The sequence below is a fragment of the Stenotrophomonas rhizophila genome (assembly GCF_007667275.1).
GTDB lineage: Bacteria > Pseudomonadota > Gammaproteobacteria > Xanthomonadales > Xanthomonadaceae > Stenotrophomonas > Stenotrophomonas maltophilia_AE.
Genome location: NZ_VDQT01000002.1, coordinates 817753 through 841504, shown reverse-complemented (window position 1 = coordinate 841504; position 23752 = coordinate 817753). Strand labels below are relative to the sequence as shown.

18 protein-coding genes are annotated in these 23752 nt (G+C 68.5%); 2 read left to right on the top strand and 16 right to left on the bottom strand.

Annotated features, from left to right (window positions below; translation table 11 throughout):
• Positions 1-75: 75 nt before the first annotated feature.
• From FSZ13_RS09780 to FSZ13_RS09760, 5 genes are read right to left on the bottom strand one after another with little or no spacing between them, the layout of a single operon-like run.
• Positions 76-2046 (bottom strand): type IV pilus secretin PilQ, encoded by a 1971-nt coding sequence (locus FSZ13_RS09780; protein ID WP_145479326.1) that lies wholly within the window; start codon positions 2044-2046, stop codon positions 76-78.
• 20 nt (positions 2047-2066) lie between these two features.
• Positions 2067-2597, bottom strand: a complete 531-nt coding sequence (locus FSZ13_RS09775) for a pilus assembly protein PilP (RefSeq protein WP_428999979.1) — start codon at positions 2595-2597, stop codon at positions 2067-2069.
• Positions 2598-2599: 2 nt separating this feature from the next.
• Complete coding sequence (locus FSZ13_RS09770; protein WP_145479324.1) at positions 2600-3274, bottom strand: type 4a pilus biogenesis protein PilO; 675 nt, start codon at positions 3272-3274, stop codon at positions 2600-2602.
• Positions 3271-4092, bottom strand: coding sequence for a PilN domain-containing protein (locus FSZ13_RS09765; RefSeq protein ID WP_145479323.1), 822 nt, complete (start codon positions 4090-4092; stop codon positions 3271-3273). The genes FSZ13_RS09770 and FSZ13_RS09765 overlap by 4 nt, the downstream gene beginning before the upstream one ends.
• A complete protein-coding gene (locus tag FSZ13_RS09760) occupies positions 4092-5150 on the bottom strand; it encodes a pilus assembly protein PilM (protein ID WP_038686523.1) in 1059 nt (352 codons plus the stop codon). The genes FSZ13_RS09765 and FSZ13_RS09760 overlap by 1 nt, the downstream gene beginning before the upstream one ends.
• 224 nt (positions 5151-5374) lie before the next feature.
• On the opposite strand from FSZ13_RS09760, the gene FSZ13_RS09755 reads away from it, so the two are divergent.
• On the top strand, positions 5375-7801 hold the full coding sequence (locus tag FSZ13_RS09755) for a penicillin-binding protein 1A (protein WP_145479322.1): 2427 nt from the start codon (positions 5375-5377) through the stop codon (positions 7799-7801).
• A gap of 247 nt (positions 7802-8048) precedes the next feature.
• Positions 8049-8696 (top strand): hypothetical protein, encoded by a 648-nt coding sequence (locus FSZ13_RS09750; RefSeq protein ID WP_145479321.1) that lies wholly within the window; start codon positions 8049-8051, stop codon positions 8694-8696.
• A gap of 16 nt (positions 8697-8712) precedes the next feature.
• Here FSZ13_RS09750 and FSZ13_RS18380 read toward each other — a convergent pair whose 3' ends face one another.
• The 11 genes from FSZ13_RS18380 to FSZ13_RS09690 all read right to left on the bottom strand — a co-directional run bounded on the left by FSZ13_RS18380 (position 8713) and on the right by FSZ13_RS09690 (position 23597).
• Complete coding sequence (locus tag FSZ13_RS18380; RefSeq protein WP_186308885.1) at positions 8713-10353, bottom strand: YadA-like family protein; 1641 nt, start codon at positions 10351-10353, stop codon at positions 8713-8715.
• A gap of 11 nt (positions 10354-10364) precedes the next feature.
• The gene (locus FSZ13_RS09735; protein ID WP_145479319.1) at positions 10365-11066 is read right to left on the bottom strand and encodes a fimbria/pilus periplasmic chaperone; all 702 of its coding nucleotides are present in this window, start codon (positions 11064-11066) and stop codon (positions 10365-10367) included.
• Between the two features lie 17 nt (positions 11067-11083).
• Positions 11084-12223 carry a CfaE/CblD family pilus tip adhesin gene (locus FSZ13_RS18720; RefSeq protein WP_260844136.1) on the bottom strand — a complete coding sequence of 380 codons (1140 nt, stop codon included), beginning with the start codon at positions 12221-12223 and terminating at the stop codon, positions 11084-11086.
• Positions 12220-14838 (bottom strand): CS1-pili formation C-terminal domain-containing protein, encoded by a 2619-nt coding sequence (locus FSZ13_RS09725; RefSeq protein ID WP_145479318.1) that lies wholly within the window; start codon positions 14836-14838, stop codon positions 12220-12222. Before FSZ13_RS09725 ends, FSZ13_RS18720 begins: the two co-directional genes overlap by 4 nt.
• A 50-nt stretch (positions 14839-14888) precedes the next feature.
• Positions 14889-15401 (bottom strand): CS1 type fimbrial major subunit, encoded by a 513-nt coding sequence (locus FSZ13_RS09720; RefSeq protein ID WP_145479317.1) that lies wholly within the window; start codon positions 15399-15401, stop codon positions 14889-14891.
• Positions 15402-15699: 298 nt separating this feature from the next.
• Positions 15700-16977 (bottom strand): citrate synthase, encoded by a 1278-nt coding sequence (locus tag FSZ13_RS09715; protein ID WP_145479316.1) that lies wholly within the window; start codon positions 16975-16977, stop codon positions 15700-15702.
• Positions 16978-17297: 320 nt separating this feature from the next.
• Positions 17298-17561, bottom strand: a complete 264-nt coding sequence (locus FSZ13_RS09710; protein WP_145479315.1) for a type B 50S ribosomal protein L31 — start codon at positions 17559-17561, stop codon at positions 17298-17300.
• Between the two features lie 114 nt (positions 17562-17675).
• Entirely contained in the window at positions 17676-18614 is a 939-nt protein-coding gene (locus FSZ13_RS09705; RefSeq protein WP_145479314.1) for a nucleoside hydrolase, read from the bottom strand.
• A gap of 135 nt (positions 18615-18749) precedes the next feature.
• The gene (recG, locus tag FSZ13_RS09700; protein ID WP_145479313.1) at positions 18750-20861 is read right to left on the bottom strand and encodes an ATP-dependent DNA helicase RecG; all 2112 of its coding nucleotides are present in this window, start codon (positions 20859-20861) and stop codon (positions 18750-18752) included.
• A gap of 9 nt (positions 20862-20870) precedes the next feature.
• Positions 20871-21257, bottom strand: coding sequence for a RidA family protein (locus FSZ13_RS09695; protein ID WP_145479312.1), 387 nt, complete (start codon positions 21255-21257; stop codon positions 20871-20873).
• Positions 21258-21437: 180 nt separating this feature from the next.
• Positions 21438-23597 carry a RelA/SpoT family protein gene (locus tag FSZ13_RS09690; protein ID WP_145479311.1) on the bottom strand — a complete coding sequence of 720 codons (2160 nt, stop codon included), beginning with the start codon at positions 23595-23597 and terminating at the stop codon, positions 21438-21440.
• Positions 23598-23752 lie beyond the last annotated feature (155 nt).

Genomic DNA, 23752 nt, shown 5'->3' with positions numbered 1-23752 from the left:
TTGCCCTGCGGTGAACAAAAAAAATCCGGCGCCCTGGAGGGCGCCGGATCCTGGTCAAGCTACGGGAGCGGTGGCTCAGTTGGTCTTGGCCACGCGCAGCACCTTGGGGGTGACGAAGACCAGCAGTTCGGCCTTGTCCTTGTTGCGGCTGCGCTTCTTGAACAGGTTGCCCAGGAACGGCACGTCGCCCAGGAACGGCACCTTGTTCACGCTGTTGCGGTCGGTGAACTCGTACACGCCGCCGATCACCACGGTCTGGCCGTCGTCGACCAGCACCGCGGTGTTCACTTCGCGGCGGTTGATCGAGGGCACCTGGCCGTAGCCGTCCAGCACGATGTAGCTTTCGACTTCATCCTTCTTGACCGACATGTTCAGGAACACGCGGTTGTCGTTGGTGATGGTCGGGGTGACCTTCAGCTCCAGCAGCACTTCCTTGAACTGCACGTTGGGAGTTGCCGCCTGACCGCCGGAGCCGCCGGTGATGGTCACGTAGCCGATTTCCTTACCCTGCTTGATCACCGCCTCACGCTGGTTGGTGGTGACCACGCGCGGGTTGGAGATGACTTCGCCGCGCGATTCCTGCTGCATGGCCGACAGCTCCACGTCCAGCAGGTAGCCGGCGTTGAGGATCGACAGCGCCAGCGAACCCGGGTTGCTGGCCGCTGCCACCGGCAGGTTCCAGTTGAAGTTCGGCGTGTTGAAGATCTGACCCGGCCGCACCGGCACCGGACCGCCATTGGCTTGCCAGTCGGCGACCGCTTCGGCGTATTCCTGTTCCGCCTGGCCGTTGTCGTCGATGTTGTTGTGGTTCTGGTCGGTGTTGCCGCCGAACCAGACATTGTCGCGACGACCGGAGATGCCGAACTTGGCGCCCAGTTCGCGCGCGAAGGTATCGGTAGCGATCACGATGCGGCTTTCGATCAGCACCTGGTCGACCGGGCGGTCGATCACGTTGATCAGCTCACGCATGCGCGCGACCTTCTTCGGGATGTCGCTGATCATCAACGTATTGGTGCGTTCGTCGGCGACCAGGCGACCGCGCGAGGACAGGAACCCGCTGTCTTCCTGCGAGCTGCTGCCGCCGCCACCACTGCCACCGCCACTTCCGCCGCCAATGCCCTTGGCTTCGGTCAGTGCTTTGAAGATCTGCGCGGCGTTGTGGTAATTGATCTGGACGTAGTCGGTGACCAGGTCTTCGCGGTTTTCAATCGCGATGCGGGCGTCTTCCTTGTCCTGCTCGAACTTGGCCAGCTCCGGCTGCGGCGCGACCCAGATCACACCGCCCTCGCGGCGCTTGTCCAGGCCCTTGGCACGCAGCACGATGTCCAGCGCCTGGTCCCACGGCACGTTGACCAGGCGCAGGGTGACATTGCCGGCGACGCTGTCGGAGGCGACCACGTTGAGGTTCGACTCTTCGGCGATCAACTGCAGCACGGTGCGCACCGGCACGTCCTGGAAGTTGAAGGTCACCGGCTTGCCGCTGTAGCCACGCTGGGCGACCGCCGCGGCCGCCTGGGTCACGGTGGTGGCGTTGATCGCACCGGTGGCCGGGGCGCTCTTGCGCGGGCTGATCTCGACCACGTATTCGTTGTCGGTCTGGTACGCCAGCGACTCGAAGGCCGTGTTGGTGTTCAGCACCAGCTGGGTGCCACCGCCGTACGGCTTCGGGTCGATGCGCTGCACCGGGGTGGCGAAGTCGACCACGTTGATCGACTTCTGCAGGGTGTCCGGCAGGGTCGCGTTGCCGACGTCGACGACGACGCTGTTGCCCTGCGTACGCAGGTCCGGGTTGGCACCCTTGCCGTCGAACTGCAGGATGAGGCGGCCACTGCCGTCTTCACCGCGCTTGAAGTCGATCTTGGACACCGCCAGCGAGGCCGGCGCGGTGGCCGGCGCAGCGCCGGCCCCCTGGGTGGTCGCCGCAGCGGCCGGCGTGGCCGCCATCAGCGTGCCATTGGCCACCATGAGCGCGACTCCCAGCGCGCACAGGTGGATCAGCTTCGGGCGCCGGACGGCACGCTGCAGCATGGCGTTGGAAAAGGTCATCGTGCTATCCCCATAATCATTCATTGATCTTCAAGCGCAAGCGATGCAGGCCGTTCCAGCCAGCCGCCCGCGCCATCCGGCACCAGTTCAATCAGTTCGATCCGGTCTTCGAAGACCCCGGTCACGCGACCGTCGCTCTGCCCCATGTAGACCCCCGGACGCACCCGATAGGTGACCTTGTCCGGTGCCATCACCAGCGCGACCAGTCCGCCGCCCTTGCCGATCGAACCGACCATGTCCAAGGCGTCCAGCGGGAAGTCTTCCAGCGGCTCCTTGCGGCGGTTCGGATCCGGGCGCAGGCCCGAACCACCGCCCTGGGGGTTGGCCCAGGCGTCGGTGAACGGATCCCGCATGCCCTGCGCGGAGTATTCGAAGGTCTCGAACTGCTGCATGACCGGCAACGGTTCGAGCGGCGGTGCCGGGCGTGCACGCACGTCGGCGACCCACTTTTCTAGGTTCGGCGCGTCGCCGGGGGTACTGGAGATGTCACGTGCGCAGCCTGCGAGCAGGGCCAACGTCAACAGCACACAGATGCGAAGGGTACGGGCCATGTTCATTGCTGGCCTCCGTCCGGACCGGCTGCCTGTGCAGCGGCTTTTTCCTGCGCTTCCATTTCCACGTCGTCCAGGTACCGATAGGTCTTGACCGTACCGGACAGCTCCAGCGCGCCACTGCGTGCGGTGATGCCGGTCTTGGGGTCCTTGGGCTTGAGGTTGATGTCGTGCATGGTCAGGATGACCACGCGCGGCAGCGAGGCCACGCCGCTGACGAAGGCACCGAACTGGTGGTAGCTGCCCACCATGCGCAGGGCGATCGGCTTTTCGGCGTAGAACTCCTTGGGCACTTCCTCACCGGGCTGGAACAGCTCGTTGACCAGTCCGCTGGACAACGCAGTCTGCGAGATGTCGATGATCAGGTCCGGCATTTCGGTCTTGCTGGGCAGCTGGCGCAGCATCTGCTGCAGCACCTGCTCCATCTGTGCCAGCTGCTGCTTCAACGGCTCCAGGTTGACTGCTCGGCCCTGCTCCGTTTCAAAATCGGCACGCAGGGCAACTTCGGCGCGCTCCAGCCCTTCGAGCTCTTCGCGCTTTCCGCTGATGAGCACGAACCAGGCCAGGATGATGATCAACAGCGACAGCAGGGCACAGAAGACGATCTTGGCCTGCTGCGGCCAGTTGCCGATGTTGTTGAGGTCCAGTTCCTTGAGGTTCACTTTCTTCTGGCTCATGCGGCCCCCTTCTGCGGCGTGCTGGACGCCGCCGGTTGCGGTGCCGGGGTGGGAACGATGCGGCTGCCAGCCGGCGCCGGCTCAGCCGGGGCCGGGGCCGGGGCCGGGGTCGCCGGTGCGCCGTCGGCCGGTGCCGGGGCAAGCGGTGCTACGCCCGGGGCAGTGGCCGGCGTGGCCGCCGGATCGCTGCCTGGAGGGATCACGCTGCCGTCCGGACCGAGGTGGTCGACCGCTTCGCTCTGTGCCGGCAGCGTCACCTTGACCACGAACACGTACGGCAATGCCGAGATGTCCGCCACCGGGCCCGCCACCTTGTCTTTTTCTTCTTCCGGCTTGCGCGCTTCGATCACCGACAGTTCCGGCTTGGTCATCCAGCCCGAGCTTTCCAGGTTGCGCATGTAGGCGCTAACCCGGGCGTTGGACTGGGTGCGGCCTTCCAGGGTGAGGATGTCGCCTTCCTGCTTCAGCGCGGTCAGCACCAGCCCATCGGGGATGGTCCGGACCAGCGCGTCGAACAGGTGCACCATCTGCGAGCGCTTGGCCTGCAGCTGTTCGATCACCTTCTTGCGCGCCAGCAGGCGGTCCTTCTGGCGATCCAGGCGGTCGATTTCCTTGTTCTGCTCCTTCACCCGCGCGATCTCGGCCGACAGGAAGGCATTGCGATCCCCCTGGCCGCTGATCTGGCGGTCGTAGTAGAACCAGATCAGCGCCGACAGCACGACACCCGCGATGGCGGCGAAGCCAAGCATGGTCATGAACTCGCGCTGGCGTTGCCTGCGCCGTTCGGCGCGCCAGGGCAATAGATTGATTCTTGCCATCAGTCGAAGCTCCTCAGCGCCAGCCCGGTGGCAATCATCAGCGCCGGGGCGTCCTGGGCCAGGGCATGCGCCTGTACCTTCGGACCCAGCGTCATCTGTGCCAGCGGATTGGCCACCACGGTGGCCACGCCCAGCTGTTCCTCCACCATCTCCGGCAGGCCGGCCAGCGCCGCGCAACCGCCGGCCAGCACGATGTGGTCGACCCGGTTGAACTCGCTGCCTGCATAGAAGAACTGCAGGAGGCGGCTGATCTGCTGGACGGTGGCTTCCTTGAACGGCTCGAGGACTTCCATCTCGTAGCTTTCCGGCAGCCCACCCTGGCGCTTGGCCAGGCCCGCTTCCTCGTAGGTCAGGCCATAACGGCGCATGACCTCGTCGGTGAGCTGCTTGCCGCCGAACACCTGCTCGCGGCTGTACAGGCTGCGCCCGCCGCGAAGGACGTTCAGGGTGGTCATGGTGGCGCCGATGTCGACCAGCGCGACCACGCCATCGCTGGCGATCGGCAGTTCACTGGCGACCAGGGCGAAGGCGTTTTCGACCGCGAAGGCCTCCACGTCCATCACCCGGGCGGTCAGGCCACCGAGCTCCAGCGCCGATTGGCGCAGCTCCACGTTCTCCGAGCGCGAGGCCGCCAACAGCACCTGGACCATTTCCGGGTTGTTGGGGATGGCGCCGAGCACCTCGAAATCGAGGTTCACTTCCTCGATCGGGTACGGGATGTAGTTGACCGCTTCGAGCTCGACCTGGGCTTCCATGTCGTTCTCGTCCAGGTCGGCCGGCATCGGGATGAGCTTGGTGATGACCGCCGAGCCGGCCACGGCCGCGGCGGCATGCCGGGCCTTGGTACCGGAGCGGTTCACCGCGCGGCGGATGGCCTCACCCACGGCCTCCACTTCCACGATGTTCTTTTCCACCACCGCATTCGGCGGAAGTGGTTCCACAGCATAGTGTTCCACACGGAAACGATTGCCACTGCGGGAAAGCTGCAAGAGCTTTACTGCAGTCGAGCTGATGTCGACGCCAATAAGCGGCGACTGGCTTTTTGGGATAAGCCCCACGGTTTCTCCCCTGCCGACGGGCACTTGGACGCATAACCTGCGCCCGCGCATTAATAACGTTTTTTTTGCAAATCGCAACCATCAACGTGCAAAACGCGCAGCAGCGCACGTTTCGCCCGTCCCCTGACGGTCACCGAAATGCTCTCCCCGGGAACAACCCCAGCCGTTCCCTTGCGTAATCTATACTCTGCGGCCACGAAATTCGCAATCGGAATCTGTCACTGATGACTCGTCTTCGACGCTGGCTGCGCTGGATGCTGGTGGTTTTCCTGGTCCTGGCCCTGGTCGGCGCGGCTGTCGCGGGAGGCCTGTACTTCGCCATTTCCGCGCGGCTTCCGGACGTCCAGACCCTGCGCGACATCGAGATGCAGGAGCCGATGTACGTGTACGCCGCCGACGGCGAGCTGATGGCGGTGTTTGGCGAGTCCCGGCGCACCCCGATCACCATGAAGGAGGTCCCGGAGCGCCTCAAGCAGGCCTTCCTGGCCACCGAGGACGCCCGCTTCTACGAGCATGGGGGGGTGGACTACAAGGGCATCGGGCGCGCGGTGTGGCTGCTGGCCACCACCAACGACAAGCGGGTCCCGGGCGGGTCGACCATCACCCAGCAGGTGGCCCGGCAGTTCTTCCTGAGCTCGGAGTACAGCTACACCCGCAAGCTGGCCGAGATCCTGCTGGCGCGCAAGATCGAGCAGGAACTGAGCAAGGACGAGATCTTCGAGCTGTACCTGAACAAGAGTTTCTTCGGCAACCGCGCCTACGGCGTGGCCGCGGCGGCCGAGTTCTACTACGGCAAGAAGCTGGGCGAGCTGAGCCTGGATGAGATGGCCTCGCTGGCCGGCATCCCCAAGTTCCCCTCCAGCGGCAACCCGATCAGCAACCCGGAGCGCGCCCGCGAGCGCCGCGACTTCTACGTGCTGCAGCGCATGGCCAACCTGGGCTTCATCACCCAGGCCGAGGCCGACGCGGCCAAGGCGGTGCCGATGCATGCCACCGCGCATGAGCCGCCGGTGCAGGTGGAGGCCCCGTACGTGGCCGAACTGGTCCGCCAGGAGATGATCGCCCGCTTCGGCGGCGACGTGCTCAACAAGGGCTACCACGTCACCACCACGATCAACGCGGGGATGCAGACCGCGGCCAACCTGGCGGTCCGCGATGGCCTGCTGCAGTACGACCACCGGCATGGCTGGCACGGCGTGGAACAGCAGGTGGCGCTGGGCGCGGGCGACGATGCCGCTGCACTGGCCACCCACCTGCGCGGCATCGCCGGCCAGTCCGGGCTGCTGCCGGCGATCGTGGCCGCCACCGCTGCCGACGGCAGCGCCACCGTGGTGATGGCCGACCGCAGCGAGCGGGTGCTGCCGGCCTCGGCCGCGAAGTGGACCGGAAAGACCCCGGCCAAGCTGGTCAAGCGCGGCGACATCGTGCGCGTGCGCAGCGGCGAGAAGGAAGGCGAGTGGCTGCTGGACCAGATCCCGCGCGGCCAGTCCGCACTGGTCTCGCTGGACGCCCAGAGCGGTGCGCTGAAGGCACTGGTCGGCGGTTTCAGCTTCTCCGGCAACAAGTTCAACCGCGCCACCCAGGCCCGTCGCCAGCCCGGCTCGAGCTTCAAGCCCTTCATCTACGCAGCGGCCTTCGACAAGGGCTTCAACCCGGCCTCGATCGTGCTGGACGCCCCGGTGGTGTTCCGCGACCGTCGCGGCAAGACCTGGCAGCCGCAGAACGACGGCGGCGGCTTCCGCGGCCCGATGCGCCTGCGCGAGGCGCTGGTGCAGTCGCGCAACCTGGTCTCGGTGCGCCTGCTGGACGGGATGGGGGTGGACTACGCTCGCAAGTACATCAGCGAATTCGGCTTCGCCGAGGCCGAGCTGCCGCCGAACCTGTCGATGTCGCTGGGCACGGCCTCGCTGACCCCGCTGTCGGTGGCCCGCGGCTACGCGGTGTTCGCCAACGGCGGCTCGCGCGTGGATACCTGGCTGATCGACCAGGTCAGCGACCGCGACGGCAACCTGGTCTTCAAGGAGAACCCGGCCCGTGCCTGCCGCGACTGCGTGGGCACCAGCGGCGGTGCGCCGGTGAGCCAGGTGGTGGACGGCTTCAACTTCGGCGCTGCGGCAGCCCCCGCACCGGCCGGCGCGCCCGCGCCCGCGACCGAACAGGCAGCCGCACCGGCCGCGCCGGTCGACCCGAACGCGCGCACCGCGCCGCGTGCGATCGATGCGCGTACCGCGTACCAGCTGGTGTCGATGATGCGCGACGTGGTCCAGCGCGGCACCGGCACCGCGGCGAAGGTGCTGGGGCGTGAGGACGTGGGCGGCAAGACCGGCTCCACCAACGACCACCGCGACGCGTGGTTCTCCGGCTTCGGCGGTCCGTACGCCACCACCGTGTGGGTGGGCCGCGACGACTTCCGTTCGCTGGGCTACCGAGAGTACGGCGGCCGCGCGGCGCTGCCGATCTGGATCGACTACATGCGCGTGGCGCTGAAGGACACCCCGGTGGCGCAGAACGAGCCGCCGACCGGCATGGTCCAGGCCACGCTCAACGGCGCCACCGAATGGGTCAAGGTGGAGGACATGGAGAAGCTGGCCGAGTATGACTTCAATACCCAGACCCAGCAGGCGGATGATGCGGCGTTCGATATTTTTTGATGTGAGGCTGCGTTCGGCATGGCGTTGACACGCATGGCGTGTCACTACGATCCGGGGTCGAGCGATGTTGGGGTCGAACGATTGATTTTGGTCGGGTGGCCTGTGGTTGAACGACCTGTTTTGGTCGGGTGGGCGGGTTGAACGACCATTCCTGGTCGGGACGTTGCGTAGGGACACGCCATGCGTGTCCTGCTCGTCACATCGCGGGTGTAAAGTCGAGGCAGGTCGCACCAGGGGAGAATCGCTCATGCATCGTGCCCGACAGCATGCCGAGAGCCAGACCCGCGAACGCCGTCACCGGCTCGCCCACGAGGCGGCCCGGTTGATGGCCGAAGGCGGAATCCGCGATTACCACCAGGCCAAGCTGAAAGCCGCCGGGCGGCTGGGCATCCACGACGATGCCTCGCTGCCGCGAAATACCGAGATCGAAGACGCGCTGCGCGAATACCAACGCCTGTTCGCCGGTGCGGGGCATGGCACGCAACTGCGCCAGCGTCGCGAGGCCGGCCTGCGTGCACTGGAGTTCCTGCACGGTTTCGCGCCGCGCCTGTGTGGGCCGGTCCTGGACGGCACCGCCGACGCCAACAGTCCGGTGCAGCTGCAGCTGCACAGCGACGACGCCGATGCCGTGCAGCGTTTCCTCGAAGAACACCGCATCCCGGCCGAGTCGCGCATGCGCCGCCTGCGGCTGGACCGCGAACGCACACTGGACGTGCCGGTATGGGTGTTCTCCGCCGAAGGCCTGACCTTCGACGTGGCGGTGCTGCCCTACGACGCGCTGCGCCAGCCCCCGCTGTCGAGCATCGACGAGAAACCGATGCGGCGGGCTTCGGCCGCGCAGCTGCGCAGCCTGCTTGCCGAGGACGAGATCAGGGGCTATCTGGACAGCCCCTGAGCGCGCCGCGCAACCGCTACCAGCCGATGCCGACGCCCACCGCCACGGTGCTTTCGCCGCCCTGGCTGAAAGCCCCATTGAGGCTGAAGGTGGTGGTGGTGCGCCGGTCCAGCACGCGCTGGTAGCCCACCGCCAGCGCCGATTCGCCATCGGCATGGCCAACCCCCGCGCCGAGCCGGTTCCAGGTGGGCAGGCCGGCGGTGTTCATGGCCATGGCGGCCTGTGCGCTGCCCATCGCCGCCATGCGGTTCATGCGCCGGTCGAGGCGGTCGAAGCGACGGTCGACGCCGGCCATGGCCTGGTCGGTGTACGCATTGGCGCGCTGCACCGCGTCGTCCACGGCGCGGGTGTCGACCGGCGGCAGTGGCGCTGCCGACGGCGGTGCCGCAGCGGCCGGCTCGACCGCACGCGCGTCGGCCGCGACGGCGGTCGCGCTGGCAGCGGCCTGCGGCGCTGCGGGGTGGGTGGTGTCCGCAGACGCCGTGATCGGCTCGGCGGCGTCGGCCGCGCTGGCGGGCTGGCTGTGCTCGTTCTGCGCGGCGAGCGCGTCGACCTGCCCGCCCATGTCGCCCAGCGCCCGGTGTGCCGCGCTCACCGCGTAATCCAGCGCATCCAGCGCCCCGGCCACGGTGCCGTGCCACTTGCCCTGCACCGCGAAGCGCATGCCGCGCACGCCGCCTTCGGCGTTGATGCTGGTGCCGAGCACGCTGGCCATGTCCGTCAGCTGCCGCAGCGAAACCACGTCATCGGCGGCGATGCCCGGCAGGACATTGGTGATGCGCCGGCGCAGGCCTTGCCCGCCCACCGAGACTTCCCACGGGCGCTGCACGATCGAGCCGAAGCCGAGCGCCACGCTGTCGTGGGCGCCCTCCCAGACCTGGGTGGAGGCACCGAGCGCCATCCCGTTTTCGGCCAGCACGCGGGAGCGCGTGCCCAGCGCGAACCCGTCCGCGGCCCCTTCAAGCACGATCGCCGCGCGCCCGAGGGCCACCGAATTGTGGCCCAGCGCCGTGGCGTAGCTGCCGTAGGCGGTGGACCCGTTGGCGACGGCGCGGGCATCGGCGCCCATCGCGGTGGCCAGGAACCCGGCATGCGCCGGCAGGCTCAGTTCGTCGGACCCGACCTTGAAGTACTGCTGGACGTACTCGAGTGCGGCCACCCGCGCTTCGGCGGCAAACAGCTGTGCGCCATTGACCGCGTGCTGGCTTTCCGCGCTGATCTCACCGGCGCCCAGGGCCAGCAGCCGCGCGCCGCGCAGGTGCACGGTGGCATCCTTGTCGAAGCGCACCACGTCGCTGAGGTCGGCGCTGACGCCCTGCACGCCGTCGCGCAGCAGGTCGATGTCCAGCCGGTTGCGTGCGATCCGCTGGTCATTCTGGTCGACCTGCCAGAGCGCATCGTCCCACCCCGGCGGGGACATCGACACCGGTGCCGGCGCCTCGCAATGGACCACGCGGTCGCGGACCTGCGCGCGGCCGAACACCCCGGCCACGCCCACGCCGACGCCAAGTCCGCCGGCGAACGACAGCGCACGGGCCGCAGGGGAGGCGAGCGCTTCGCCCTGCACCACCTCCGCGTTGCCGGGCGCCGCCGGCAATGGTGTGGCCACGGCGCTGACAGGCAGCATCAACAACAGCGAGCGGTAAAGAACTTGCATGGTATTTCCTCTCAGGGCAGCAGGATCTGCTGGTGTTCGCGGTAGCCGTCGCGGCTGAGCCGGTAGTCCACGCGCAGGCGCGCGCCGGCGCCGGGCTGGAACGGCAGGGCCAGCGCACCGCCGGGGTAGACGCTGCGGTCGATGTCATGGGTGGTGCAGGCGTCGCCAAGGCAGTGCTCGATCCGGCGGATGCCCAGCCGCAACGTGCCGCGGTTGTGCAGGTGGTCGCCTTCCAGGTGCATGGAGACCTCCCCGGCAGCAGGCAGCAGGTTGGCCAGCACGCCCCAGACCAGGCTGACGCCGATGGTGGCGCTGGCGGTGGGCGCCGGTGCCGGCATGGCCTCGGGGTCGTCGCCGCGCACGCCTTCGAAGTACACCCGGAATGCCGTCTCCTGCTCCACCGGCGCCAGCGCGATCACCCGCACCAGCCGGCTTCCGCCCCCGGCCAGGGCGAACATGGCCGGTGTGACCACCAGCGCGGCATCGGCACCGGCGGGCTCGTCGACTTCGTGTTCGTCCTCGGTGGCCGGTGCGACCACGCGCTTGACCGTGGCGCGGACGTACTGCGTGCGCGGCGACTGGGCGTGTACGCGGATGCTGGTGGTACGACCGGCCTCGACATGCACGCGCATCGGGTGCACGTCCAGGTTGGCCGACACCGGCACGGCAGGCAGCAGGAACAACAGGGCGGCAACGGGGCGATACAGGTGCATGGGGATCTCCGCGAACGTCAGGGGCGGCGGGTGGGCAGGCGCATCTCGAGGGTGAGATCGCCCTGGTAGCGGCCGTCGCGTTTGTCGGCGGCGGGAACCCGGGTCGTGGCAAAGGTCAGCGGGGTCGGCACGCAGTGCACCGGCTGGTCCATGCCCGGCAGCAGCACCGGGCGCAGGTCGGCGCTGTCGATGCCGTCCAGGCGGGTGTGCGCGCCGGGCAGCAGCGCGTGGTGGGCGCCGGCATGCAGCACCTGCAGGTGATAGTCGATGCGGTCGTGCGGCGCACGGCCACCGCCCTGGTGCCAGACCGAGAAAAACTGCGGCGGGCGTCCCGGCACCGCCGGTCCGCCATCGCGCGCGATCAGCACCAGCTCGCTGCTGGTCGAGCCCATGCCGTCGTACAGGCACATGTCCAGCACCGCCTCGCCGCCCACGCTGGCCGGCGGCGGCTGGGTCCGCAGCTGCAGCTGCAGGTCCATCTGCGCGGCCGAACCGCCATGCTCGGGCAGGTGGATGGCGGCGCGACCGGGATCGGTGACGGTGACTTCCAGGGCGAATACATGCCGGCCGAGCACGGCACCGCCCACGCCGCTGCGCACGTCCAGGTGCAGTTCGGCGTGCCAGCGCCCGGCCACCAGCAGCCCGAGATCGGCCGCGTCCAGCTGCAGCGTGGCGGCGGTTCCAGCCGGCTCGACGTGGCACTCGCGCACCGCCGAGGTCCACAGCGGGTATTCGGATTTCTCCCAGTAGTCCTCGCTGCAGGTGCGCTCCCATTCCACCCGTTCCAGCCAGCCGACGACGCCGATTTCCCGGCGTTGTCCGCTGCGCTGTTCGTGGAATTCGAGCTGGATCGGACGACGCACGCCGGGCCCCTCGCCCGTGTCGCTGCGCGGACAGCGCCCGCGCGCCGGGGTGTCGGTGCAGGTGACGTGCAGCCGGCCGTGGCCGTGCAGGACCTCCTGGTAACCCAGCACGGTGCGCGGCGCCCACAGCGACAGCGGCAGCGGGGCGGCCCGGTCGAACGCGTGGCGCAGCGTGGTGACCGTGGTGCCCGGCGCAGGAACGGTCACCGGTGGTCGCTGTGCGAGGGCCGGCAGGGCCGGTACCAGGAGCAGGGCCAGCAGCACCGCGCACGATCGGCACAGGCGCGGGATCACGGCCTGCCCAAGGCGATCGGCAGCGCCTCGTCGAGCAGCCGTCGTACCCGCGGCTGCCGGGAGATGGCGGCCGGCAACGCATCGCGCGCCAGCGGCGCGCAGGCGACCTGCCCCACCAGCAGCACCACGCTGCGCTGTTCGCGCACCTGCAGCGGGCAGTGCAGCAGCTGGCCATGCAGCAGCAGGTACAACGCCTGCTGGCGCTGCGCGAACTCGGCGATGAAGCCGCCGTCCTGCCCCAGCGGCGGCAGTGCCGCGTTGAGGATGCGCGCACCGGCCAGTGCGCTGCCGGCGGTATCGCGGGCGCTGCCGATGTACGCGTAAGTCGCCTCCACCCCCACCGGCAGCGCGATCACCCGGCCCGGCAGCAGGAACGGCCGGTGCGCGGTGCCGGGGTGGGCGACGCGCACGTCGGCGTCCTGCAGGTGCGCGGCGGCATCGTGCACGTCCACGCGGTGGCGCTGGTAGCCCGGCAGCGGCAGCAGGCGACGCTGGCCGAATCGCAGCACCTGGCGTCGCTGCGCACCGGCCTGTACTTCGGCGGCGGCGCCTTCGAGCGCCGACGCCTCGGTCTGCGCCACGCTCACCGCCACGCCCGCATCGGCGCCGTTGCCACTTCCCCAGAACAGTCCGCGGGGCGACAGCGCCAGCGCCGAGCCATGGCTGAGGCTGTAGCCGGTGGCGCGCGGCCGCCACTGCCGCGACAGCACGGCAGCGGTATGCCCCAGCGGCGTATCGCTGCGCAGCGCCAGCAGCACGTCGGCGGCGCCGGTATCCTGCACGCTGAGCTCGGCACCGGCCTCGCGTGCGCTGCCATCCTGCTCCTGTCGCCACGACTGGGCCAGCCGCAGGCTCCGCTCCGGATCGTCGTGGCGTTGGTGGCGCGCGTCGATGCCGATCCTGCCCAGCAGGCTGGCACTGGCCGCGTGCCGCAGGCGCGAGAGGGTGAGGCCGAGCTGCGCGCCCTGGTCGTGATGCGGTCCAGCCTGGCGCCAGACACCGAACCGGGCACTGATGCTCATGCCGCGCCATTGGCGGGTGTGGCTGTAGCTGGCCTGCACGCTGCGCGACGTCGGCGCCAGCGCCACAGGCACTCCCGGCCGCTCGGGCAGCCCGCTGCGGCGGCGGGTATGGCCCAGGTAGAGACTGCCGCCGGCCATCGGCAGGCTCAGCGACGCGGTGACCGCATCGGCGCAGCCGCGACGGTCGCGGTCGCTTGCCGTGTGCACGCCGCAGCGGGCGCCGCGCATGCGCTGCCGATACAGGTTCCAGGACGCAAGGTTGCGCACGCTGAGCTGCTGCTGGTCGCCACGGCTGCCGTCGCTGCCCGCGATGACGCCGATTTCGGCCTGCAGGTCGTGCGCGCCGAAGCGGTGCCGCAGCCCGGTCCGCAGTTCGGCATGGCCGCGCTCATCTATCCGGGCTACGCCCAGGCTCATGCCGAGCTGGCGGGCGAGTGGCAGCCGCAGCCCGGCCTGGAACGTGCTGGACGCGAATTCGCTGGCCGGCGCGCGTTGCCGCCCGCCCTGCACGAACCACTGCAGCCCGGGCTGGCCCCAGTCCTGGCCACGCACGAAGGGCTGGGTTTCGCTGCGCACCAGCCGGCCGTCTTCATGGATGCGCAGGATGACGTCGTAGCTGCCCGCCGGAAACCGGCGGGTATCCAGGTCGCTGACCCCGGGCGGCAGGTAGAAGGTCTGCAGCAGGCGGTCGCCGTCGAAGGCATCCACGCGCGCGGGTCGCGACAGCAACACGGTAAGCGGCGCGCCGCCGGGGCTGGCGTCGACATCGACGTAGGCCTGGGTGGTGCCCACGCGAACGCCGTCGAAACGCTCCAGCGGAAGCAGCCCCAGCCCGAACTGCCCACCCTGCGGGCTGGCCAGGTTGCGCCGGTCCATGCGCCCGACCTGCAGGTAGTGGCGCCGTGCGAGGTCGTGGCGGTAGTAGAGGTCATCGACCTGGAAACGATCGCGGCTGGCCTGCCCGGACCAGGCGTGGCGGGCGTAGTTCCAGCTGCCACCGAGGTGGCCACTGCGCAGCACGCCGAGCACGGCGCTGCCATGCGCGTTGAGCGCGTACGCGCGGCCATCGCCACTGAGGGTCAGTCCCTGCTGGTGCAGCAGCGCGTTCTCGGCCTGCTCGCTGGGCGCGTGCAGGCCGTCGCTGGCCGCCGGCCCGCGCGGCAGCCAGCGCAGTGCGGGAAACAGCAGCAGGGCGCTGTCGCCTTCGTCGAAGATGGCATGCACGTGCTGGGGATCCTCGGACGGGGCGCGCCAGCCGCAGCCGGGCTGTGGCTGGGCGTGGACGCAGGCCAGGTGGCTGTCGCGCGGCAACGGCGCCGACAGTGCCGGCAGCAGGGCCTGCTGGGCGGACAGGGAAAGGCCCAGCGCGGCCAGTACCGGCGCGGGGTCTTCAAGCTGGATGTGGTCGAGGGTGACCCAGGCGGGCCACAGCCCGGCCGAGCGGCCGAACGCGCGCACGTCGAGGCGTTCGCGCTGGCCGGTGACCAGGTCTTCGAAACCGGCCGGCACCGGGCTCGCCTGCGCGACCAGGGCGGCCAGCAGCAGGGCGAGCGCCACCGCCAGCCGGACGAGGGCGGGAGCAGGAATGCGCATGGCGAAGGGGCCTGCACCGACCGCTCAGGGGCCGATGCAGGCGTGGTCGGTCAGAGGCTGCTGGCGCGCTGCACGAGCACCAGACTGACCGGGCCGTCGTACAGGCCGGCGGCGGCAATCGGACCGGGCGTGGCCTGGGCGACGGTCAAGGGCATTTCGATGGAGGCGCCGGGAATCGCGCCCAGGAACAGCTGGTCGGCGGTGAAGGCGATCGGCGCGACGCCAAGCTCGCGGCCATTGAGGCTGACCGCCAGCGGTACGTCGACGGCACCGGCCGCGGTGACCTTGGGCATCAGCACGGCCGGTTCGGCCAGGCGCACGTCGACATCGAGGCTGGTGTCGTTGGAGAACACGCGCACCCGCTCGCTCCAGCTGCCGAGCCCCTGCCCGGCGCGGTAGGGCATCTGCACGGCATCGGGAAGCACGCTGCCATCGGCTTTGAGCAGCGACAGGGTCGGGTCGACGTTGGCCCAGACAGTGATGTGCGCTTCGGCCGCGTGGGCGGACAGTGCGGCGGTAACCAGCGCCAGGCCGAGCGCGGCCTGCTTCAGAGTGCGGAACATGAGTTTGTCTCCCTTGATTGGAATGCACCTCGCATGAGGCTGTCGTTGCGCCCTGCACGCAGGGCTGGCGACCCGATCAAGGTAGGCAGCGGCGCCCTGCCCCCCACACGCAACCATTCTTAAACCCGGCGCACGCCACCACGATCTGCGACAGCGCGCGCGATACCGCGGCATCGCAAGCATTCCGAGCATGTTCGTGGCGAACGCGTCGCTGCATGTCGCCCACGGCGGGCGACGGCGCGGACAAAAAAAAACACCTCCTTGCGGAGGTGTTTTCCAGGCGACGCGGGGCGTTGGATCAGCCCGCGTAATCGCGCACGTCGCTGCCGGTGTAGACCTGGCGCGGGCGGCCGATCTTCATTTCCGGGTCGACCTGCTGCTCCAGCCAATGCGCGACCCAGCCGGAGGTACGGCCCAGGGCGAACATGACGGTGAACATTTCGGTCGGGATCTGCAGCGCCTTGTAGATGATGCCGCTGTAGAAGTCCACGTTCGGGTACAGCTTGCGGGCGACGAAGTAGTCGTCCTGCAGCGCGGCCTGCTCCAGCTTGACCGCGACGTCGAGCAGCGGATCCTGCACGCCCAGCTGCTTGAGCACCTTGCTGGTCATCTCACCGATGACCTTGGCGCGCGGGTCGAAGTTCTTGTAGACGCGGTGGCCGAAGCCCATCAGGCGGAAGCCGGAGGTCTTGTCCTTGGCCTTGAGCACGGCCGATTCGACGTTGTCGGCCGAACCGATTTCTTCCAGCATCTTCAGCACGGCTTCGTTGGCACCGCCATGGGCCGGACCCCACAGCGCGGTGACGCCAGCGGCGACCGACGCATACGGGTTGGCACCGGTCGAACCGACCAGGCGCACGGTCGAGGTCGAAGCGTTCTGCTCGTGGTCGGCGTGCAGGATGAACAGCAGGTCCAGTGCCTTGACCACGTCCGGGTTGAGGTCGTACTGGCCATCGGCCGACTCGAAGGTCTGCTTCAGGAAGCGGCTGACGTAATCCAGCGAGGTGTCCGGCTTGTTGGCCGGCAGGCCCTTGCCGTGGCGGTAGATCAGCGCCGACAGGGTCGGGACCTTGGCGATCAGGCGCACCGCGGACTGGCGGCGCTGTTCGGCGTCGGACAGGTCCAGCGCAGCGTGGTACTTCGCCGACAGCTGCGCGATGGCCGCTGCCAGGATCGCCATCGGATGGGCGTCCTTGTCGAAGCTGGCGATCAGCGCGTTGATCGAGGCGTCGACGTTGGCTTCGGCCGCCAGCTCATCGGTGAAGGCCTTCAGCTGTTCGGCGCTCGGGCGCTCGCCGTTGATCAGCAGGTAAGCCACTTCGACGTAGCTGGACTTTTCCGACAACTGTTCGATCGGGTAGCCGCGATACAGCAGCACGCCCTTGTCACCGTCGATATAGGTGATGGCGGACTTGCAGCTGGCGGTGGCGGTGAAGCCGGAGTCGTAGGTGAAGAGACCGGTTTCCTTGGTCAGCTTCGCGATATCGACGCAATCGTTGCCGAGCGTGGGTTTGATGACAGGCAGAACAACCGACTTTTCGCCGGCGTTGAGCGTGACCTGATCAAGATCGGACACTGTGTGCGCTCCTCAGGGGAAGGCGCCCACCCAAGCGCATGGGGCGGGCACGTGAATGAAGTCCACAACCTGTGCTGTGGATCACGTCATTATCGCACAGCAACATTTGCCATGCCCTAGGACGGAAGTCGTAGACCGACGCCTGCCGCGCCCTGTCCGCGCTTGCGCTGGCGGCGCATGACCGGGCTGGAATGGACACTGTGTTTCCGCAGACGGGGCAAAAACTGAACCGCCGTTCATCCGGCAGCAGGGTTCACGCGGGCAAAAAAAAACAACGGCCGCCTGGGCGACCGTTGTTTTCATGCAGCAGTGTCGACAGCTCAGGCAGCAGACGGCGCCGCCGGCTTGCCGAAACGCTTCTGGAACTTGTCGATACGGCCGCTGGTGTCGATCACCTTGTGCTTGCCCGTGTAGAACGGGTGCGAAGCCGAGGAAATTTCGATCTTGACGAGCGGGTATTCCTTGCCGTCTTCCCAGGTCGCCGTTTCCTTGGTGGCCATGGTCGAGCGGGTCAGGATTTTGAAATCGGAGGTGACGTCCTGAAAGATGACGTCACGGTAGTTCGGATGGATATCGTCCTTCATGGGGCACACCGTAGAAATAGGTAAGGAAAACGCAAGAGCGGCATTATAGCCCCGGTTGCCGTCGAGGGCAAGCCAGGGGCCATCATCCGCAGTACTAGGGCCGCCGCAGCGGCGTCAGGCGACGCCGAGCGCAGCCCGGACCTGGGCCTCGAAGCGCCCCTGGTCGTAGGCCATGAGCAGCTGGGTGTTGTCCGGCTGCCCCGTCTGGCGGTTCCAGTCGACAATGGTAGCACCCCGGCTGTGCACCCCGGAAAGTTCGACGTTCAGCGGGCGCGCTTCGACCCGCAGGGCGCCTTCCGGCTGCAGTGCCCAGGCCATGGCCAGGGCGTCGGCGGCGAACCAGCGGTCGCCGCGGCTGTCTTCGGACCACAGCCGGGTCTGGCGCGAGATCAGCTCGTAGAAGCGGGCCTTGTCGCTGTCGGCCGCCAGCCACTGCTCGACGTCCTTGTGCAGCAGGCCGTGGGCGACGGTGGCTTCCCAGTCGGCGACTTCGATCTGCGGGAAGCCGGTGAACACCACGTGCGCCGCTTCCGGGTCGAAGGCGATGTTGAACTCGGCGGCCGGGGTGATGTTGCCGTGGCAGGTCACCGCCCCGCCCATCACCAGGAAGCGCTTCACGCGCTGCGGCAGGGTCGGATCGAGCTTCAGCGCCAGGGCCAGGTTGGTCAGCGGGCCCAGTGCGACCAGGAACAGCTCGCCGGCGTACTGGTGGGACAGGCGCAGGATCGCGAGCGCCGCGTGCTCGGCCTCGGCCTGGCGGGTCGCCGCGGGCAGGTTGACGTCGCCGAAGCCGTCCGCGCCATGCACGTGGGCCGCGTCCACCGACGGGTGCACCAGCGGTTCCGGGGTACCGGCGAACACCGGCACGTCTTCGCGGCCGGCTACTTCACACAGTTTCAGCGCATTGCGGACCGTGTGGTCCAGGCCGACATTGCCGGCGGCAATGGTGAGGCCGACCACGTCGTGGCGTTCGTCGGCAAAGGCCATCAACAGGGCCAGGGCGTCATCGACACCCGGATCGGTGTCGATCAACAGCGGAATCTTCTTGGTCATGCGTGCCGTCTTTATCTAGCGGCAACGGAATGTCTCACCCGCAGGTGACAAATACAAGGCCGGCGCGGAAGCCGGTCACGACCAACGGTCGTGACCTACCCACGAGGGCAACGGGTAGGTAACGACCGTTGGTCGTTACGCGCCGGCGTACCGCACGGCCGATCCAATCCACCGCTCGACGACCCTATCGGCCACCGCCGGCGCTTCCACCAGCAACCGCTCGGCCAGCGCATGCACCCCCGGCAGCAGATCCGCATCACGCACCAGGTCGGCCATGCGGAATCCGGCCAGGCCGGTCTGCCGCGTCCCCAGCAGTTCGCCCGGGCCGCGCAGCTCCAGGTCCTTTTCGGCAATCACGAAGCCGTCGTTGGTCTGGCGCATGGTTTCCAGCCGCTCGCGCGCCATCGCCGACAGCCGCGCCTGGTACAGCAGCACGCAGCGCGACACCGCCGAACCGCGGCCGACCCGCCCGCGCAGCTGGTGCAGCTGTGCCAGCCCGAGCCGCTCGGCGTTCTCGATCACCATCAGCGAGGCATTGGGGACGTCCACGCCGACTTCGATCACCGTGGTCGCCACCAGCAGGTCGATCTGGCCGGCCTTGAACGCGACCATGGTGGCCAGCTTCTCGCTGGCCTTCAGCCGCCCGTGCACCAGCCCGACCCGCACGCCCGGCAGCAGCGCCTGCAGCGATTCGTAGGTGGCCTGCGCGGGAGTGGCGTCGAGCTCGTCGTTCTCTTCGATCAGGGTGCACACCCAGTACACCTGCCGACCTTCGCGGCAGGCCAGCGCGATGCGCTCGATCAGCTCGGGGCGGCGGTCGTTGTTGAGCGCCACGGTCTGCACCGGGGTACGCCCCGGCGGCAGTTCGTCGATTGCCGATACGTCCAGGTCGGCGTACTCGGACATCGCCAGCGTGCGCGGGATCGGGGTCGCGGTCATCACCAGCTGGTGCGGCACGCTGTGCCCGCCGGCGCCCTTGTCGCGCAGCGCAAGCCGCTGGTGCACGCCGAAGCGGTGCTGCTCGTCAACGATGGCCAGGGCCAAGTCATGGAAGACCACCGCGTCCTGCATCAGCGCGTGGGTGCCCACCACGACCTGCGCCTGGCCATTGGCGACCTGCTCGAGCACCTGGCTGCGCGCCTTGCCGGTGACCTTGCCGGCCAGCCACGCCACCCGCACGCCGAGCGGTTCGAGCCAGCCACGCAGGTTGACCAGATGTTGTTCGGCCAGCAGCTCGGTGGGCGCGGCCAGCGCCACCTGCTTGCCCTGCTCCACCGCGAGCATGGCCGCCAGCGCGGCGACCACGGTCTTGCCCGAGCCGACATCGCCCTGCACCAGCCGCAGCATCGGGCTGGGCCGCGCCAGGTCCTCGCGGATCTGCTTGAACACGCGCTGCTGGGCACCGGTCAATGCGAACGGCAGCTGCTGGAGCAGGGCCTTGGCCAATCGCCCCGGCCCCGCCAGCGGCGGTGCATGGTGGGCCTGCAGCGCCATCCGCTGGCGGCGCAGGCTCAGGTGGTGGGCGAGCAGCTCTTCCAGCGCCAGCCGGCGTTGCGCCGGGTGGGTGCCGGCTGCCAACGCGGCCAGGTTGGCGTCCGGCGGCGGCCGGTGCACGGTGAGCAGCGCCGTGCGCAGCGATGGCAGGGACAGGCCATCCAGCCAGCCGGCGGGCAGCAGTTCCAGTGTCGCCTCGTCGGGCAGGCGGTCCAGCGCCTGGCCGATCAGCTTGCGCATGGTCGCCGGCCCCATCCCTTCCAGCGTCGGATAGACCGGGTCCAGGCTCTGGCCCAGCGCCGGGTCTTCGTGGCGACCCAGGATCTGGTAACTGGGGTGGACGATCTCCAGTCCCAGCTGGCCGGGCCTGGGCGTGCCGAAGCAGCGCAGCCGGGTCCCCACCGCGAACTGCGCGACCTGTTGCTGGCGGAAGTGGAAGAAGCGCAGCACCAGGGTGCCCTGCCCTTCATCCTCGATCGCCACCTTGAGCATCGGACGGCGGCGCATGCCGCGCTCGACCGCCACCACCTGCCCTTCCACCTGCGCCGGCACGCCGTTGCGCAGGTCCTGGATGCGGGTCAGCGCGGTGCGGTCTTCGTAGCGCAGCGGCAGCTGCAGCCACAGGTCCTGCAGCGACAGCAGGCCCCGTGCCGCCAGCTTGGCGGCAACAGCCGGCCCGACGCCGGCGAGCATCGCCAGGGATGCTTCACCGGACGGCGCCAGCGCCGGGGTGACCGCCGTCTTTCGCGCCACGGGATGCGATCAGTCGATGACCATGACCGCGTCGACCTCGAAGTTGGCGCCCTTGGGCAGGCCGGACACTTCGATGGTGGAACGGGCCGGGAACGGCGCCTGGAAGTAGTCCTGCATGACCGCGTTGACCTTGGCGAATTCGGCCAGGTCGGTCAGGTACAGGCCCAGGCGGACCACCTTGTCCAGCGAGCCGCCCGCGGCTTCGGCCACGGCCTTGAGGTTGTCGAACGCACGACGGGCCTGCGCTTCGACGTCACCGACACCGACGATGTCGCCGGTGGCCGGGTCCAGCGGGATCTGGCCGGAGAAGTACACGGTGTTGCCGGCACGCACGGCCTGCGAGTACGGACCGATGGCGGCCGGTGCGTTTTCGGTGTTGATGATCTGGCGGGACATGGTTGCCTCGATATGTCGAACAATGGTGGGCCATTGTATCGGTTTCGATCATTGCCGCGCTTTGCGCAGGCCAGCGTAGAGCCACGCCCTGCGTGGCTTCGGGGTGCCGGTTTCGATCATTGCCGCGCTTTGCGCGGCCAGCCACGCAGGGCGTGGCTCTACGTCATTGATACGTTTCGATCATTGGCGTCGCACGGACTGGACTACTGACAAACGTCGCAGGCGGCGCATGACTTCGGCCAGGTGGTTGCGGTCGCGGACCTGGATGTTGAAGGCCAGCACCGCGGCGTTGAAGTCGCGGTCCAGGTAGTCGACCCGCTCGATGTTGGAATGGCTCTGCGCGATCGCCGCGGCCAGCTGCGCCAGCACGCCGGTGCCGTTCTCCACTTCCACCACCAGCGCGGTGTCGTAGTCGCCGGACACGGTGGTATCCCAGCCGATCGGCACCCAGCGTTCGGGCGACTTGCGCAGTTCGGCCAGGTTCGGGCAGTCCAGGCGGTGCACCACGATGCCCTTGCCGGCGGTGTGGTAGCCCATGATCTCGTCGCCGGGAATCGGCTGGCAGCAGTTGGCGAAGCTGACCACGCCGCGTTCGCTGCCGTTGATCAGGATCTTTTCCTGCGAATGCTTCGAATGCGCGCCTCCGCGCAGTTCGGCATAGGCCATCAGCGCCTGCGCGGCCTGGTTGGGCATCCAGTTGCCCAGCGCAACCTCGGCCAGCAGGGCCTCCAGGCGGGGGTAGCGGTGCTCGGCCAGGAACGCGTCCAGCCGCCCCTTGGGCAGCCGTTCCAGCGAGCTGTCCATCGCTTCCAGCGCGCGGTCGAGCATGCGATGGCCCAGCTGCACGGCATCTTCATGTTCGAGCTGCTTGAGCTGGTGGCGGATCGCGGTGCGTGCCTTGGAGCTGACCACGAACTCCAGCCATTGCGGCTTGGGCGTGGCCGAGCGCGCGGTGATCACTTCCACGGTCTGCCCGCTGACCAGCTTGGTGCGCAGCGGCACCAGCTTCTTGTCCACGCGCGAAGCCACCGCCATGTTGCCGACGTCGGTGTGCACCGCGTAGGCAAAGTCCAGCGCGGTGGAGTTGCGCGGCAGGGCCAGGATCTTGCCCTTGGGGGTGAACAGGTAGACCTCGTCCGGGAACAGGTCGACCTTGACGTTGTCGAGGAACTCCAGCGAAGAACCGGCCGCGCGCTGCGAATCGATCAGCTCGACGATCCAGGCGTGGGCGCGGCTCTGCGCGCTGTTGGGGCTGTCGCCACCGAACTTGTAGGTCCAGTGCGCGGCCACGCCGCGCTCGGCGATCAGGTCCATTTCCTCGGTCCGGATCTGCACTTCGATCGGCGAGCCGTACGGCCCGAACAATACGGTATGCAGCGACTGGTAGCCGTTGGCCTTGGGAATGGCGATGAAATCGCGGAAGCGCCCGTCGAGCGGCTTGAAGGTGGCGTGCACCGCGCCAAGCGCGTGGTAGGCGTTGGGCACGCTGCGCACGACCAGGCGGAATCCGAACACGTCCATGACCTGGTCGAAGGATTTGTTCTCGTCGCGCATCTTGTTGTAGATGCTCCACGGGGTCTTGATCCGGCTCACCAGCCGGTGCTCCAGCCCTTCCTTGGCCAGCCGCTGCGACAACTGCACCTCCACCTGGGCCATGGCCTCGCGGCGCACCACCGGCTGGCTGCGGATGTGCTTTTCAAGGATCGCGTGGCGCCACGGGTACAGCGCCTTGAAGCCCAGGTTCTGCAGTTCGCTCTTGACCAGGCTCATGCCCAGCCGCTGCGCGATCGGGGCGTAGATTTCCAGGGTTTCGCGCGCGATGCGCCCACGTGCCTCGCTGCTCTGCGCGCCCAGGGTGCGCATGTTGTGCAGGCGGTCGGCCAGCTTGATCATGATCACGCGCAGGTCGCGCGACATCGCCAGCAGCATCTTGCGGAAGCTTTCGGCGGCCGCTTCCTGGCGGTCGCGGAACTTCAGCTTGTCCAGCTTGGTGACGCCGTCCACCAGCTCGGCCACCGCTTCGCCGAACTCGGCGGCCAGTTCCTCCCGGGTCAGCGGGGTGTCTTCGATGGTGTCGTGCAGGATCGCGGCGATCAGCGCTTCCACGTCCAGGCCGAGTTCGGCCAGCACCTGGGCCACGGCTACCGGGTGGGTGATGTACGGTTCGCCGGACTTGCGGGTCTGCCCCGCATGCGCCGAGGCGCCGACTTCCCAGGCACGGCGCAGCAACGGCAACTGCTCGGGCGGCAGGTAGTGGGCCGCGCGTTCAAGCTGGAGGACATAGTCGGGTACGGCCGCGCCGGGTGACGCGGCGACCTTGGCAGAGGGGCCTGGGTTCATGGCTGGAAGACTATTCCAGCGGGCGGATATCGGCAAACTATTGCGTGTTGCGATCGCGCGTCACGACCAACGGTCGTGACCTACCGGGCGTGGATGCCGCGCGTCACGACCAACGGTCGTGACCGCCCATAACGCAAACAGCCCGCCAGGGGCGG